The organism is Streptomyces sp. Ag109_G2-15, from assembly GCF_900215565.1.
Classification (GTDB): domain Bacteria; phylum Actinomycetota; class Actinomycetes; order Streptomycetales; family Streptomycetaceae; genus Streptomyces; species Streptomyces diastatochromogenes.
In genome coordinates this window covers 4,672,426-4,686,430 of the sequence record NZ_OCNI01000001.1, presented here as the reverse complement: position 1 = coordinate 4,686,430, position 14,005 = coordinate 4,672,426, and the positions used below count along the sequence as shown (strand labels likewise).

The window sequence follows — 14,005 nt, the reverse complement described above, 5'->3', positions numbered from 1 at the left end:
CGCGACACCGGAGTTGTACGGCCCTCCCGGGACGGCGCCGGAGTCGTACGGCGTCCCGGCACCGGGCCGGTACGGCTGTTCCTGCGCGGAACCGTGGTCCCAGCCCCCGAATGCCTGGTCGACGTAGGCCAGGGCGTCCTCGCCGCCCCAGCGCTGCTGTTCGGGGGGCGCTTCCTCGTACCACCGCTCGCCGCCCGGCGAGAGGTGAGATCCGTTGCTCACACGACCGCCTTGCCGGGCACGGAGTCGAGCCGGTAGGTGGCGTCCAGCACCAGCGGCTGCCCGGCGAGCCAGCCGAGGTCGACCCCGGGGTGCACGGTGTGCACCAGCACCAGGTCCCAGGCCTCGGCGGCCGGGTCCGCCAGGCTCTCGCGCACCGCGGCGCCCAGGCGCAAGGAGGACACCAGCGGGTCGTGGAAGTCCACCTTCGCGCCCTCGGCCGTGAGTTCCTCGATGATCTCCAGCGCCGGGGACTCCCGCAGATCGGCCACGCCGGGCTTGTAGGCGACGCCGACGACCAGGACGCGGGCGCCCGAGACGGACCTGCCGCTCTCGGCGAGGAGGTCCCGCACCCGCTGGACGACGCGGCGCGGGCGGCCCGCGATGGCGGTCATGGCGGCGTCGATGAGGGGCGAGGAGACCCGGTGGGCGCGCAACTGCCAGAGCAGGTAGTGCGGATCGCAGGGGATGCAGTGCCCGCCGACGCCCGGGCCGGGGTAGAACGGCATGAAGCCGTACGGCTTGGTGGCCGCCGCCTCGATGATCGACAGCGGCTCCAGGCCCAGCACCCGGCAGTCCTCGGCGAACTCGTTGGCCAGCGCGATGTTGACCGCGCGGAAGGTGTTCTCCCACAGCTTGGTCATCTCGGCCTGCTCGGCCGAGGGCAGCAGATGCACGGCGGGCGCCGTGCGCTGCAGGACCGCCTCGGCCAGACGGTTGGTGAGTTCGTTGGTGCCGCCCACCACCCGGGGCGTGCGGTCCTGGGCGTGATGGGCGTTGCCCGGGTCGATGCGCTCGGGCGAGAAGGCCACGTACACGTCCGTGCCCACCCGGAATCCGCGCGCGGTCAGCGGCTCCACCAGCAGTTCGCGCGTGGTGCCGACGTAGGTGGTCGAGGTCAGCATGATCAGCTGGCCGGGCACGGCGTGCGCCACGACGGAGGCGCAGGCGGCGGCCAGCGCGTTCAGGTCGGGCACCAGGTGGCGGTCGACCGGAGTCGGCACGCAGATGACCACCGTGCGCGCCCGCTGGAGGGCCGCGGGGTCGGAGGTCAGGGTGAAGCGCGGGTCTCCCAGGTGAGTGGTGAGCCGGCCGTGGTCGCTCGGCAGCAGATCGACCTCGCTGCTGCGGATGGCGTCCAGCCGGGCCTCGCTGACGTCGATGCCGACCACTTCGTTGCCCGCGGCGAGCAGGGCGAGGGCGGTGGGCAGACCGACGTACCCCAGGCCCACGACGGCTACGGGCGCGGCGGCGTGCTCGGCGGGGGCCGGCGCAGCGGTCGCGGAGGCCGGCCGTGCGGGCGAGAGAAGTTCCATGACTCTCCGTGGTCAAGATCAGGACAGATGCACGACTCCCCCTGAAGAACCGTTTCTTCGTGCGGTGAGGGCACACAGACGCGGCGTCGTACTGCACCAGCGCTGCGGGTCGCGCAGCCCACCCGGCAGATCAGGGAGCCCCGTTGAAGAAGTCCGCGGGGAAACTTTGACCGGGAAACTACTTCCGACTTCACCATTCGATCAAACGTCAGACACGTGGCATCTTGGGCGATTTTCCCGATATGGGTGCTCAACGGTCGGCGAAATAAACCGGTTTAGGCGCGATCCGCCCCCGCCAATATGGGGAGATCATTAACAAGTTGCGATCATGACGTGATGACTCATGGAGAATTTGTGAAGGTCTACCAGCGGTAACCGGCCACTCTTCACTGGAGCGTTGACTTCAGTTACCGGGGGTAAGGATGATCCCGGCCATGGCGACTGACGCACTCAATCCGATCCCCCGCTTCCCGGCCGGCTTCCTGTGGGGTGTCTCGACCTCCGCCCACCAGATCGAGGGTGCGGCCGACGAGCGCGAGGCGTCCGTGTGGGACGTGTTCACGGCCGAGCCGGGGCGGGTGAAGGACGGCACGACGGCGGCGGTGGCCTGCGACCACTACCACCGCTACCGGGAGGACGTGGCCCTTCTCGCCGGCCTCGGCGTGGACGCGTACCGCTTCTCGATCTCCTGGCCCCGCGTGAACTCCCCCGGCGGCCTGGACTTCTACGACCGCCTGGTGGACGAGCTGTGCGCGGCGGGCGTACGGCCCGTGCCCACCCTCTTCCACTGGGATCTGCCCGCCTCGCTCGACTGGCTGGAGCGGGACACGGCGGACCGGTTCGCCGAGTACGTGTCCGTGGTCGCCGAACGCCTCGGCGACCGCGTCAGCAAGTGGATCACCCTCAACGAGCCCGCCGAGCACACCCTGCTGGGCCACGCCCTCGGCGCCCACGCCCCCGGCAGGCAGCTCCTCTTCGACGCGCTGCCGGTCGCCCACCACCAGCTCCTCGCCCACGGTCTCGCGATACGGGCCCTGCGCGCGGCCGGCGCGACGGACATCGGCATCGCCAACTCCCACGGCCCCACCTGGCCGGCCTCCGACGAACCGGCCGACCTGGAGGCGGCGGGCTTCTACGACACCCTGCTCAACCGGCTGTTCGCCGAGCCCGTCATCCTGGGCGCCTACCCGGAGGGCATCGGCGACCTGATGCCCGGCGACGTGTCCGCCGACCTGAAGGTCATCTCCGAGCCCGTCGACTGGTACGGCATCAACTACTACGCGCCGACCAGGGTGGGCGCCCCGCAGGGCACCGAGATCGAGTTCGGCGGCCTGACCATGCCGGCCGAACTGCCCTTCTCCGTCCGGGAGATCGAGGGCCGCCCGGTGACGGACTTCGGCTGGCCCGTCGTCCCGGAGGGGCTGACGGAGCTGCTCACGGGCTTCCGCGACCGCTACGGCGACCGGCTTCCGCCGATCGTCATCACCGAGAACGGCTGCTCCTACGAGGGCGTCGACGACCAGGACCGGATCGCCTACCTGGACGGCCATGTCCGCGCCCTGCACACGGCGCTGGAGTCCGGAGTGGACGTACGCGGCTACTTCGTCTGGTCCCTGATGGACAACTTCGAGTGGGCGGAGGGGTACGCGCGCCGCTTCGGCCTGGTCCACGTGGACTTCGACACCCAGCAGCGGACCCCGAAGGCGTCGTACCGCTGGTTCCGGGACGTGCTGCGGGCGCAGAGATGACCACCGCCCGTGCCTCGGCCGCCCTCGCCGAACCCGTGGAGCGGGTCGGCCGCGGCTGGACGGCGGCGCTCTCGCTGGCCAACGGGGCGATCTGGGTCGGCTGGTTCGGCCCGCTGCAGATCCTGCTCGCCTCCCAGGCGAAGGACTTCGCGCCCGGCTCCGGGATGTCGAAGGAGACGATGCTGGCGTGGGTGACGGGGGCGGGCGCGGTGGTCTCGCTGCTCGCGAACCCCTTCTTCGGCGCCCTGTCCGACCGCACGACCGCCCGCCGGGGCCGCCGTACCCCGTGGATCGTGGCGGGCACGGCGGGCGGTGCGCTCTCCCTGCTGCTGCTCGCTGGCGCGGGCGGGCTGTGGACGATGACGCTGGGCTGGTGCCTGGTGCAGCTCACGCTGAACGCGGCCTTCGCGGCGGTGACCGCGGCCGTGCCGGACCGGGTGCCACGGCTCCAACGGGGCTCGGTGGGCGGCTGGTTGGGGGCGGCACAGATCCTGGGCGTGGTGGGCGGGACGGGCCTGGCGACGGCGGCCGGCGGGATCGGCGCCGGGTACACGGCCTGCGCGGTGTTCACGCTGGTGGGCGTCCTGCCGTACATACTGCGCTACGAGGACCTGCGCCTGGCACCGGAGGAGCGGCCGCCCTGGTCCTGGCGCGGCTTCCTGGCGTCCTTCTGGCTCAGCCCGCGCCGCCATCCCGACCTGGGCTGGGCCTGGCTGACCCGCTTCCTGATGAACCTCAGCAACTCGCTGGTGCTGCTGTATCTCCTCTACTACCTGCGCGACCGCCTGCACTACTCCGACCCCGACCAGGGCGTGCTCGTCCTCACGGCGGTCAACAGCCTGACGCTGATGGCGACGGTCGTGTGGGGCGGGGTCTGGTCGGACCGGGTGGGCCGGCGCAAACCGTTCGTCGTCTGGTCGGGCGTGCTGATGGCGGTGGCCACGGCGGCCCTGTCCGGCTGGCAGACCTGGCCGGGCGCGATCGTCGCGTCGGCGGTCCTGGGGATCGGCTTCGGCGTGTTCACCTCGGTCGACTTCGCCCTGATGACCGACGTCCTGCCGAAGGCGCTGAACCGGGGCAAGGACCTGGGCGTGATCAACGTGGCCAACGCCCTGCCCCAGGTGGCGGCCCCCGCCCTGGCCGCACCGATCGTGACGTACCTCGGCGGCTACCGGGTGCTGTACCTGGTGGCGGCGGTGATCGGGCTGGCGGGGGCGGTGCTGGTGGGGCGGATACGCGGGGTGGACTGACCGGTCACAGGGCTCCGGCGTCCCGGGCGGACCAGACGGTCGGGAAGTGGGGGCGAAAGCCGAGGTCCCTGCGGATCCGCTCGGTGGACATGATCCCGAACCACGGGTCGGGATCGGTCCGGGTGTACAACTCGGCGGGCACCTCGACGCCGTTGAGCTGGTGCAGCTCGACCGCCGTCACAGGGGCGTCGTCGGCAATGTTGTGGACCGGTCCGCTCACCGCCGGCGCGTGCAGGAGGCGCAGCAGCCCCTGGGCGACGTCCGCGTGGTGCGCCAGCTGCAGCCGCTGGGCCGACGCCCAGTTCGCGGCCCACCGCAGGGACTGGGCGAGGTGCGGGTCGCCCTCGCCGTAGACGAAGGGCAGCCGGCCGATCCGCACCTCCATGCCGTCCAGCGCGAGCAGCTCCCGCTCGGCCTCGGCCTTCGATTCGGTGTAGGCACCCCACATCTCCCCGCCCGGCCGGACCTCGTCCTCCTCGACCAGCGGGCGACCCCGCCCCAGGCCGTACACGAGCCCCGTGCTGACCTGCACGAAGCGCCGTACACCGGAGGCCAGCGCGGCGCGGCCCAGTTCCACGGCCGCGTCCCGGTTGACGGCCCATGCCTCCTCGTCCGGCACCCCGCGGAAGGACGCCGCGACGTTCACGACCGCGTCCACCCCGGCCACCGCCTTGCCGAGCGCATCCGTGTCCCTGAGATCCCCGAGCACGACCTCGGCGCCCAGCTCGGCGAACCGCTCCGCACGGGCCGCGTCGCGCACCAGAATCCGCACCCCGTCCCCCGCCCGGGCCTGCGCCAGCAGCCTCGGCACGAAGCGCCGCCCGACCTGCCCCGTCGTACCCGTCACCAGTGTCGACATCATCTTCTCCTCGCTGTCCGGTGCCACCACCTTCGGGCGGAGCCGGGACGGGCGGGAGAGACCCGTCGATCAGGGGATCGGCAGTCCCTGGATAAGCCGGGCGCGGTGCCCCACGCTTGTGAGGTGAACCGGAGCGAACTCGCCGACTTCCTGCGCCGCAGCCGTGCCCGCCTGGACCCCGCCGACGTGGGCCTCCCGGCCGGCGCCCGACGCCGTACCCCCGGCCTGCGGCGGGAGGAGGTCGCCTCGCTCGCGGGCATGTCGGCGGACTACTACACCCGCCTGGAACAGTCCCGGGGCCCGCGCCCGTCCCGCCAGATGCTGACGGCACTGGCCCGTGCGCTGCGGCTCACGGACGACGAACGCGACCACCTCTTCCATCTGGCGGGTGAGGAGCCACCGCGCCGCGACACGGCCTCGGCTCATGTCCGCCCCGGTCTGCTGCTGGTCCTGGACCGGCTGCACGACGCGCCGGCGCTGGTGGTGACGGACTGCGGCGAGGTGTTGGCGCAGAACGCGCTGTCGCGGGCGCTGTCGGGAGACGTGCCGACCAGGCCGCCGCGCGAACGCAACCTGATCCGCCGCTTCTTCCTGGACCCGGTGGGACGTGAACTGTTCCCGCCGGAGGACGTACCGGAACACGCGCGCGTCCATGTGGCGAACCTGCGCGCGGTGGCCGCCGCCCGCCCGGACGACCCCGAGCCCGCCGCGCTGGTGGCCGAACTCCGCGCCACCAGCGAGGAGTTCGCCCACCTCTGGGACACCCACGAGGTGGCGGTACGGCGCACCTCGACCAAACGCTTCCGGCACCCGGTCGTGGGCCTCCTGGAACTGGACTGCGAGGTCCTCCTCACCGACGACCACCGCCACCACCTCGTCCTCCACACGGCCCGCCCGGGCACGGAGTCCTACGAACGGCTTCAGCTGCTGAGGGTGGTGGGGTTGCAGGACATGACGCCGGGCGGGGTGGACATGCTGGAGGACTGAGCGAGCTGCCCGCACATCACTCCCTTGTCTCTGTTTGTCCATATGGCTCCCTCGGACATCACCCCGCTGCTAAACAGTGCGCACGGTGGAATCCGGGGGGTATCACGCGATGCGGCGCGAGTCGGTCGAGGACTTGGTGGTGGTCGTCCCAGGCATCATGGGCAGCCGTCTGGGGCTCGGGGGACGTGAGGTGTGGGGGCCGTCGCCGGGTGCGGTCTGGCAGGCCGTCAGGACGTTCGCCGGTTCGGTGAGGGAGCTCGCCCTTCCGAAGGACATCGGCGACGACCACCCCGGAGACGGTGTCGTACCGCTGGGCCTGGTCCGGTCCCTGCACGCGTTACCCGGGGTCTGGCCCCTCACCGACGGCTACGACACCCTGCTCGACTGGCTGCGGGGCGGCTTCACGCCCCGGCCGGCCGCGAACCTGGTGGAGTTCGCCTACGACTGGCGTCTGTCGTGCCGCCACAACGCCCGGCTCCTGGCCCGCCGTATCGACGAGGCGCTGGGCCGCTGGCAGGCGTCGGCCCCCGGGCGAGCCGATGCGAGGGTGCGGCTGATCTGCCACTCCATGGGCGGCCTGGTGGGCCGCTACTACGTCGAGTGCCTGGGCGGCGCCGAGGTCACCCGCCGGCTGATCACCCTGGGCACCCCGCACCGGGGGTCGATCGGCGCGCTGGACTCGCTGGTGAGCGGCCACCGCCTCGGCCGGAGAGGGCCACGGGTGGGCCTGCTGACGGGCTTCGCCCGCAGTCTCCCGTCCCTGCACCAGCTCGTCCCCGACTACGCCTGCCTGGACGGCCCCCGCGGACTGCTGAAGCCGCCGGAGGTCGCCGGCGGTCTGCCCGGAGTGGACCCCGAACTCCTCGAAGACGCCGCGAAGTTCCACGAGGACATCCGCGACGCCGCCCTGGCACGGGTCCGGCGGGGCGGCAGCGACCGCCTGTGCCTGCCCGTGGTGGGGGTACGGCAGCCCACGCCGACCACCGCGGCACTGGAGGGGGAACGGCTGCGGCTGCGGGACACCATCAAGGGCACGGACGAGGGCGGTGACGGGCGGGTGCCCCAGTTCGCCGCGTTCCCCGCCGAGGTCGCCCTGGACAGCGAGACCGCCCGGCAGGCCTTCGCGACCCACGGCGCGCTCAAAACCCACACCGGCGTACGGGAGGGCCTGTTCGGTCTGCTGGCGCCGGCACCGCGCGTCTACCGCGGTGCGGATCCCGCGTATCCGCTGAGCGTGCGGATCCCGGAGCAGTTGCCCGCCGGTGAACCCCTGCCCGTGGCGGTTCAGGCCGTGGAGGACCGGTCCGGGGCGGACGCACTCGCCGTCCGCGCCGAGCTGACCGGACCGGACGGCATCGCACACCGCCGCACCCTGCGCAATCTCGGCGGCGGCCGCTATGCCGGGCAGTTCGCCGGCCTGGAACCGGGGGCGTACCGCGTGTCGGTGCACGCGGCGGGGGACACGGCGTCGGGCACTGTGACGGCTCTCGCGCTGATCGGCGACGACGAGGACGACGTATGCGACAGGTGAACAGCACGTGCGGCGACGGGTCGTTCCTGGCCGTCGTGTACGACGCCTACGACGATCCACGCCTCACACCGCTCGACGGCGCGATGGAGCAGGTGACCGAACTGGCCGATGTGCTGCGGGCGTTCGGCTACCGCCCGACCCTGCTGGCCAACCCGGACCAGGCCGGTCTGCGCACCCGCCTGCGCGCCTGGTCCGACGGCTGGGCCGCGGCGGGGGAACACCGTCCGGCCGTGGTCGCCTGGTCCGGACACGCTCTCATGCGCCGGGGGGAGCTTCGGCTGATCAGCCGCAAGGCAGGGCACCAGCCGGGCACGGACGAGTACCTCACCGCGGCAGAATTCGCCAGAAGAGCCCTGGAGAGCGGTGCCGACCAGATCCTCGTCCTCCTGGACACCTGCCATGCCGGGGCCGGCGCGCGCGCCGCCGTGCAGGAGGCGCTGAACACCATGGCCGAGCAGACCCTGCCCGCACCGCGCCGGGCGTGGCTGGGTGCGCTCGCAGCCTGCCAGGAGGATGAAGAGGCCGAGGGCGGCAGAGGGGTGCTGCTGGAGACCGTGCTGCGCACGCTCCGGCACGGCCCCACCCAGGAGGGCCGGTACCGGCACGAGTGGAGCGTGCGCAACAAGGGCGTCAGCGGCCACACCCTGGCTCTGGCCGTCATGGCGGACTGGTCGGAGGACGGGCAGGTGCCCGTGCTGGCCTCGGCGGGCCGTCCCGAGCCGGTCTTCCGCAACCCGCTGTGGCGCCCGCATGCCGGTGAGGCGCTGGTGGAACACCTGGTCCTCGCGGCGAGGGGCATCGACCCGACGGAGGAGGGCTGGTTCTTCACCGGCCGCAGACGCCTTCTCGGGGAGATCACCGAGTGGCTCGCCGAGGGCCGGGCAGGCATGCTGCTGCTGATGGGGAGCGCGGGCTGCGGGAAGTCCGCCGTCGCGGGCCGCATCGCCGCCCTCTCGCACCCGGAGGAACGCCGGGAGATCTTCCTCCACGCGCGCCCCGCCCCCGGCGAACCCGACCCCGGGAAGAACAGCGTCGACGCGGCACTGCATCTGCGGGGCATGAGCGTGCAGGGCCTGGCCGAGGCACTCGCGCAGAAACTGGGCCTGCCCGCGCCCGAGACACCGGCCGGCCTGATTGCCGAGCTGGAGGGCCTGGAACATGCGGGGGCCCGCCGACACGTCCTGGTCCTGGACGGGCTGGACGAGGCCGCGCCGGACCAGGCCGGCCCGATCGCCGAGCAGCTCCTGGTCCCGCTGAGCCGGCTGTGCACCGTCCTGCTGGCCTCCCGGGACCGGCCCTTCCAGCCGCACACCGAGTCCGGCGAGACGCTCGGTGCGGCCCTGACCCGCGCCGCCGGGGCCACGGTCCGGGTCGTCGACCTGGACGAGGAGCCCGACACCACCGACGACATCGCGGCCTACGTGCGCAAACGGCTCGACGCCGACGGTGTGCCCGTCGGCACCGCCGCCGAGATCGCCGCAGAACTGGCCGGCCGCGCCGCCCGCGGCCGGGGCGGCTTCCTCTTCGCCCGCATCGTCGCCTCGGCCCTCGCCCGCGGCCTGTCCGCGGACCCGGACCGCCCCTGGCGCGACCGGATCCCGGACGGCATCGGGGACGCGCTCGCCCAGGACCTCGCGGCCGGCGCCGTACGCCACCGCGACGGTAGCCTCCTGCCCCACGCGGCGGGCGACCTGCTGACCGCCCTCGCCTGGGCCGCCGGCACCGGCATGCCCGCGCACGGTGTGTGGCAGGCGGCGGCGGAGGCCGTCAGCCGGGAGGGCACGTCGTACGGGCCCGAGGACATCGACTGGGTGCTGGCGCACTACGGCCGGTACATCGTCGAGGACAGCGACGGGGAGCAGGCGGTGTACCGGCTGTACCACCGTGAGCTGGTGGCGTATCTGCGGGACGCGGATGCCCGGCGGAACCGGGAGAGACCGCCCAGCGAGCTGGCGATCGTACGGGCGCTCGTGGCGCTCACGCTGCGTCAGACCGGGGGCGCGCAGCGACCCGAGGACGCGAACGCCTATCTGCGGGGGCATCTGGCGGAGCACGCGGTGGTCGCGGGGGAGGAGGGGGTGGAGGCGTTGCGGGGGCTGGCCGGGGCGAACTCGGCGGCCTATCTCCCGCCGCTCGCGGTGGCGTTGACGGCGCTCGCGCTGCGCCTGGGCCACCGGGAGGGGCAGGGAGAGAAGGCCCTGCACATGGGCGTGGAGGCCGTCACCCTCCACCGCGAACTCGTCCTCGGCAATCCGGCTCTCCGGCCTCGACTCGCCACGTCGCTGAACATCCTCTCCCTGCTGCTGGCAGAGAACGGGCAGCGGGAAGCGGCCACGGCCGCGGCGCAGGAATCCGTGCGTATCTGCCGGGAGCTCTCCGCGGACAGCCCCGCCGCCCACCGCGCCAATCTGGCGAACTCCCTGAACAGCCTGGCCAACCTGCTGGCGGAGGCCGAACGCCACGACGAGGCACTGGACCTGGCCGAAGAGGCCCTCGGCCTCTACCACGAGCTGTCCCGGACCGGGCCCGACGTCCACCGTCCGGGGCTGGCCGGGACCCTCGTCAACCTGGGTCTGCGGCGCGCGCGGATGGGCAAGCACGATGCGGCCCTCGACGCGTTGCAGGAGGGCACCGACCTCTACCGGGAACTCGCCCGGAAGAATCTGACGGCGCACCGCCCCGAGCTGGCCGCGGCCCTGTCCAACCTCGCCACCCAGTTCGTGGACGCCGGGCGACACGAGGAGGCCCTGGTGCTGGCCGAAGAGGCCACCGCCTGCTACCGCGAGCTCGCCGCGACCAGCCCGGCCGCCCACCGCCCCGCCCTGGCCCTGTCACTGGGCAACCTGGCCGCCCACCTGGCGGGGTTCGAGCGGCACCGGGAGGCGCTGGTGCTGTCTCAGGAGGCGGTGGCCCTCTATCGCGACCTCTCCGAGACCAGCCCCGCCGCCCACCGCCCCGCCTTGGCGAGCGCCCTGGACCGCCTGGCCAGGTACCTGGCTGCCGACGGGCGGCACGACGAGGCCCTCGCCGTCGCCGAAGAGGGGGTGAGGCTGCATCACGAGCTGGCCGTGGCCGACCCCACCGCCCACCGGGGCGACCTCGCGGACTCGCTCGGCCAGTTCGCCGACCGCCTCGCGGACGTCGGGCGACACGAAGAGGCCGTGGCTTTGGCCCGGCAGTCCGTCCGGATCCGCTCCGCGCAGGCCCGGACATCCCTCTCCGCCCACGGCCCCGACCTGGCCTCGTCACTCCGTACGCTCGCCGTGCGCCTGGCGGAGGCCGGACGGGAAGCCGAAGCCGTGGCGCCGGCCGCCGAGTCCGTACACATCCGTCGTCAGCTCGTCGCGGCCAACCCCGGCGCGCATCTCCCTGAACTGGCGACCTCTCTCACCACCCTCACCGCCGTCCTGCCGCCCGACTCCCCCGACCTCGCTCTGCGACTCGCCGAGGAAGCCGTCGCCATCCACCGTGACCTCGCCCGCACCAACCCCGCCGTCCACCGGGCCGGTCTGGCGGACTCCCTGCACAAACTCTCCGGCCAACTGGCGGAAGCCGCACGGTACGACGAGGCCGTGACGGTGGCGGAGGATGCCGTCAGCATCTACCGCGAGCTGGTCCGGTCCAGCCCTGTCGTGTATCTCCCGGCCCTCGCCACGGCGCTGGGCAACCTCGGCAGGCATCTGTCGGGCACCGGACGCTCGGACGCGGCCGTGCAGTGCCTGGCAGAGTGCCTCGGGATCCTCCGCCCCCTCTGCCGGGCCAATCCTGCCGCTCATCTCCCCGACCTGGTCACCGCACTCAACAACCTGGCTGTTGATCTGACGGAGGCCGGTCGACCGGAAGAGGCCATGGCGCACGCCGACGAGGTCGTCCGGATCCGCCTCGACCTCGCCTTGGCCGACCCCGCCACCCACCTGGACCTGCTCTCGGCGCTCAACAAACTCGCCCTCCATCTGAAGGCGGCCGGACGGCCCGAGGAAGCCATCACGCGCTACCGGGAGATCATCGAGGCCTTCCGGGGACAGGCTCATGTCGCCTCGGTGCTCACCTGCGGCCTCGCCACGCACTGCCTGAGGATCGGCGACCTCGCGGCTGTCGTCGACGTGCTGTGCCCCCTGCTGTCCGGCGCCGACGACGACCTCGACCCGGAGATCACCTTCGAGGCCCGCCGCCTGCTGCGCCGCGCCGCGGAGGCCGATCCCCCGCTGCGGGAGGCCGTGGCCCGTCGCTGCGGGGAGAACAACGCGGCACCGGACTGGCTGAACGTGAGCGAGGCGGCACTGCGGTTGACGGAGTCGTGGCTGACTACGCCGACACCCGCCGAGTCCCGCGCCTTCCTGCTCGCCCACCCCGAACTGCTCACGGAGGAGTGCGTACGGGCCGTACGGGAATGGACCCTGATGAACCCGGCGGCCGACGAACGCGCGGAACGTCTGGAGCGCATCGTGGCCGGCACCCCGGTGGACACCGTCTACCGGCCCCTGTTGCTGTGGACGACCGTCGCCGGGTGGTTCACCGGCGGCGACGCGACGACCGGCTCGACCGACTACTGGGCCGCCTCCGCCGCATACCTGACCGCCCATGCCGCGGAACTCCTCACCCCGGAGGCCGATCAGATCCTGGCCGAGATGGCGGCCCTGGCCTCGGTGACGGCCCACGTGGCCGGGTACCACCGCGCGATCCTGGGACTGGCCGCCCTGGACGGCATCGAACCCGCCTACGACCTCCTGCGCAGGCCACATGCCCTCCAGGACCGCATCTCCAAGGCCCTGGACACCGCTGACGCGAGGGCACTGGAGTGGCTGGCGACCCTGGAGGCCAACATCTTCTTCGCCGGCTGGTCCGGCACGGTGCACTGGCTCACGGCGCAGGTCCTCTCCGGCGCCCCGGCCCCACTGGACGTCCTGTCCCGCATCCCCGAGCAGCAGGCCCCCACCCCGGCCGACCGCCACCGGGCCGCCACCGAAGTGGCCGCACTCCTCACCGCCCACCCGGACGAGGCCGTGGCACTCGGCGCACTGCTCCAAGCGGTGCTGACCCCGGAGCCCGGGCAGGGCACGGAGCCGGACCGGGCACGGGACGGCGCGGACCAGGACCGGACGAGCAGCGGCGAACGGGAGGGAACGTCAGGTGCGTGACGGTCGTACGGGACTCGTGCTGGTGTGCGCCTGCTACCTGCTCGTCGTCCACATCACCAACCGGGGCCTGATCGCCGCCCCGCGCTACCGTCTGCTGCAGGCCCGGCTGCGCGACTGCCGGGCCAGAGCCGGGGTACTCGCCGCCGGCTGTCCCGAGGGGTCAGCGGAAGGGGCCACCGTCAGCGCCGTGCTGACCCGCCTTCAGGACCTGGACCTGGCGGGCACCGTGGTGTGGCGGCTCAGCCCCCGCTTCGGCGTGCTGGCGATACCCCTGTCGAAGCTCGCCGCCGCCTGGCGGGTCCTGCACAGCGCGGAACGCCGGCTGCTGTCCGTCGAGAGTGCCGCGGAGTTCCACGCGCAACGCCAGTGGTTCCTGCTCCGTCTGGCCGCTTCCTCCGACCCCGCCGACGGCGAACTGGCCGCGAGACTCGCCACCGACTCCGCCGCCGACCCGCAGGCACCCGAGGCCCGCGCGCTGCTGCTCACCGCCGCGCAGCGCGTCCACGACCTGGAGGACACCGCGTCGGAACGGGACTACGAACAGCAGCGCATCGCACTGTGGCTGGCGATGACCGGCCTGGGGTCGATCCTGTTGATCGGCTCGGTGCTGGACCACCGGGCCACGATGCTTCTCGGAGCGCTGGGCGGCTTCCTCTCCCCCGTCATCGGCGTCCTGCGCTCCCAACGCCCGTCCTCCTGGGGCGTCCTGGTGCTCGCCCCGGTCGGCGGAGCCCTCGCCGCGGTAGGCGGGCTGCTGCTCGTGCGTATGCTCGCCGACCCGGACCTGAACCTCCTGGGTCAGGTCTTCCTGGAGAACTCCTGGGCCGCACCGGCCCGCCCCCTGGCCCTGGCCATGGCCCTGTTGTTCGGCTTCTCGGGCACCCTGTTCTCCCGCCTGGCCCTCACAGCCACCGGCCAGCTGACGGGACCGTCGCCCCGCCCGGTCTGACCGGTCCG

Annotated in this window: 8 protein-coding genes; 6 read left to right on the top strand and 2 right to left on the bottom strand. The window is 72.8% G+C overall.

The annotated features are described in order from the left end of the window. Nucleotides 1-218: 218 nt before the first annotated feature. Nucleotides 219-1,535 carry a nucleotide sugar dehydrogenase gene (locus CRP49_RS20970; protein WP_097254752.1) on the bottom strand — a complete coding sequence of 439 codons (1,317 nt, stop codon included), beginning with the start codon at nt 1,533-1,535 and terminating at the stop codon, nt 219-221. Between the two features lie 434 nt (nt 1,536-1,969). On the opposite strand from CRP49_RS20970, the gene CRP49_RS20965 reads away from it, so the two are divergent. Continuing rightward, the gene (locus CRP49_RS20965; RefSeq protein WP_097257468.1) at nt 1,970-3,283 is read left to right on the top strand and encodes a GH1 family beta-glucosidase; all 1,314 of its coding nucleotides are present in this window, start codon (nt 1,970-1,972) and stop codon (nt 3,281-3,283) included. Next, the gene (locus CRP49_RS20960) at nt 3,280-4,533 is read left to right on the top strand and encodes an MFS transporter (RefSeq protein ID WP_097254751.1); all 1,254 of its coding nucleotides are present in this window, start codon (nt 3,280-3,282) and stop codon (nt 4,531-4,533) included. Before CRP49_RS20965 ends, CRP49_RS20960 begins: the two co-directional genes overlap by 4 nt. A gap of 4 nt (nt 4,534-4,537) precedes the next feature. On the opposite strand, the gene CRP49_RS20955 is transcribed toward CRP49_RS20960, so the two are convergent. Next, entirely contained in the window at nt 4,538-5,392 is an 855-nt protein-coding gene (locus tag CRP49_RS20955; RefSeq protein ID WP_097257467.1) for an NAD(P)-dependent oxidoreductase, read from the bottom strand. 123 nt (nt 5,393-5,515) lie between these two features. On the opposite strand from CRP49_RS20955, the gene CRP49_RS20950 reads away from it, so the two are divergent. The 4 genes from CRP49_RS20950 (at nt 5,516) to CRP49_RS20935 (ending at nt 13,997) form a co-directional block, all read left to right on the top strand. Next, nucleotides 5,516-6,379 (top strand): helix-turn-helix transcriptional regulator, encoded by an 864-nt coding sequence (locus tag CRP49_RS20950; RefSeq protein ID WP_097254750.1) that lies wholly within the window; start codon nt 5,516-5,518, stop codon nt 6,377-6,379. Between the two features lie 85 nt (nt 6,380-6,464). Then, on the top strand, nt 6,465-7,910 hold the full coding sequence (locus CRP49_RS20945) for a triacylglycerol lipase (protein WP_257033455.1): 1,446 nt from the start codon (nt 6,465-6,467) through the stop codon (nt 7,908-7,910). Next, nucleotides 7,898-13,048, top strand: a complete 5,151-nt coding sequence (locus CRP49_RS48850) for a tetratricopeptide repeat protein (protein ID WP_097254748.1) — start codon at nt 7,898-7,900, stop codon at nt 13,046-13,048. The genes CRP49_RS20945 and CRP49_RS48850 overlap by 13 nt, the downstream gene beginning before the upstream one ends. Next, nucleotides 13,041-13,997, top strand: a complete 957-nt coding sequence (locus CRP49_RS20935) for a hypothetical protein (protein ID WP_097254747.1) — start codon at nt 13,041-13,043, stop codon at nt 13,995-13,997. The genes CRP49_RS48850 and CRP49_RS20935 overlap by 8 nt, the downstream gene beginning before the upstream one ends. Nucleotides 13,998-14,005 lie beyond the last annotated feature (8 nt).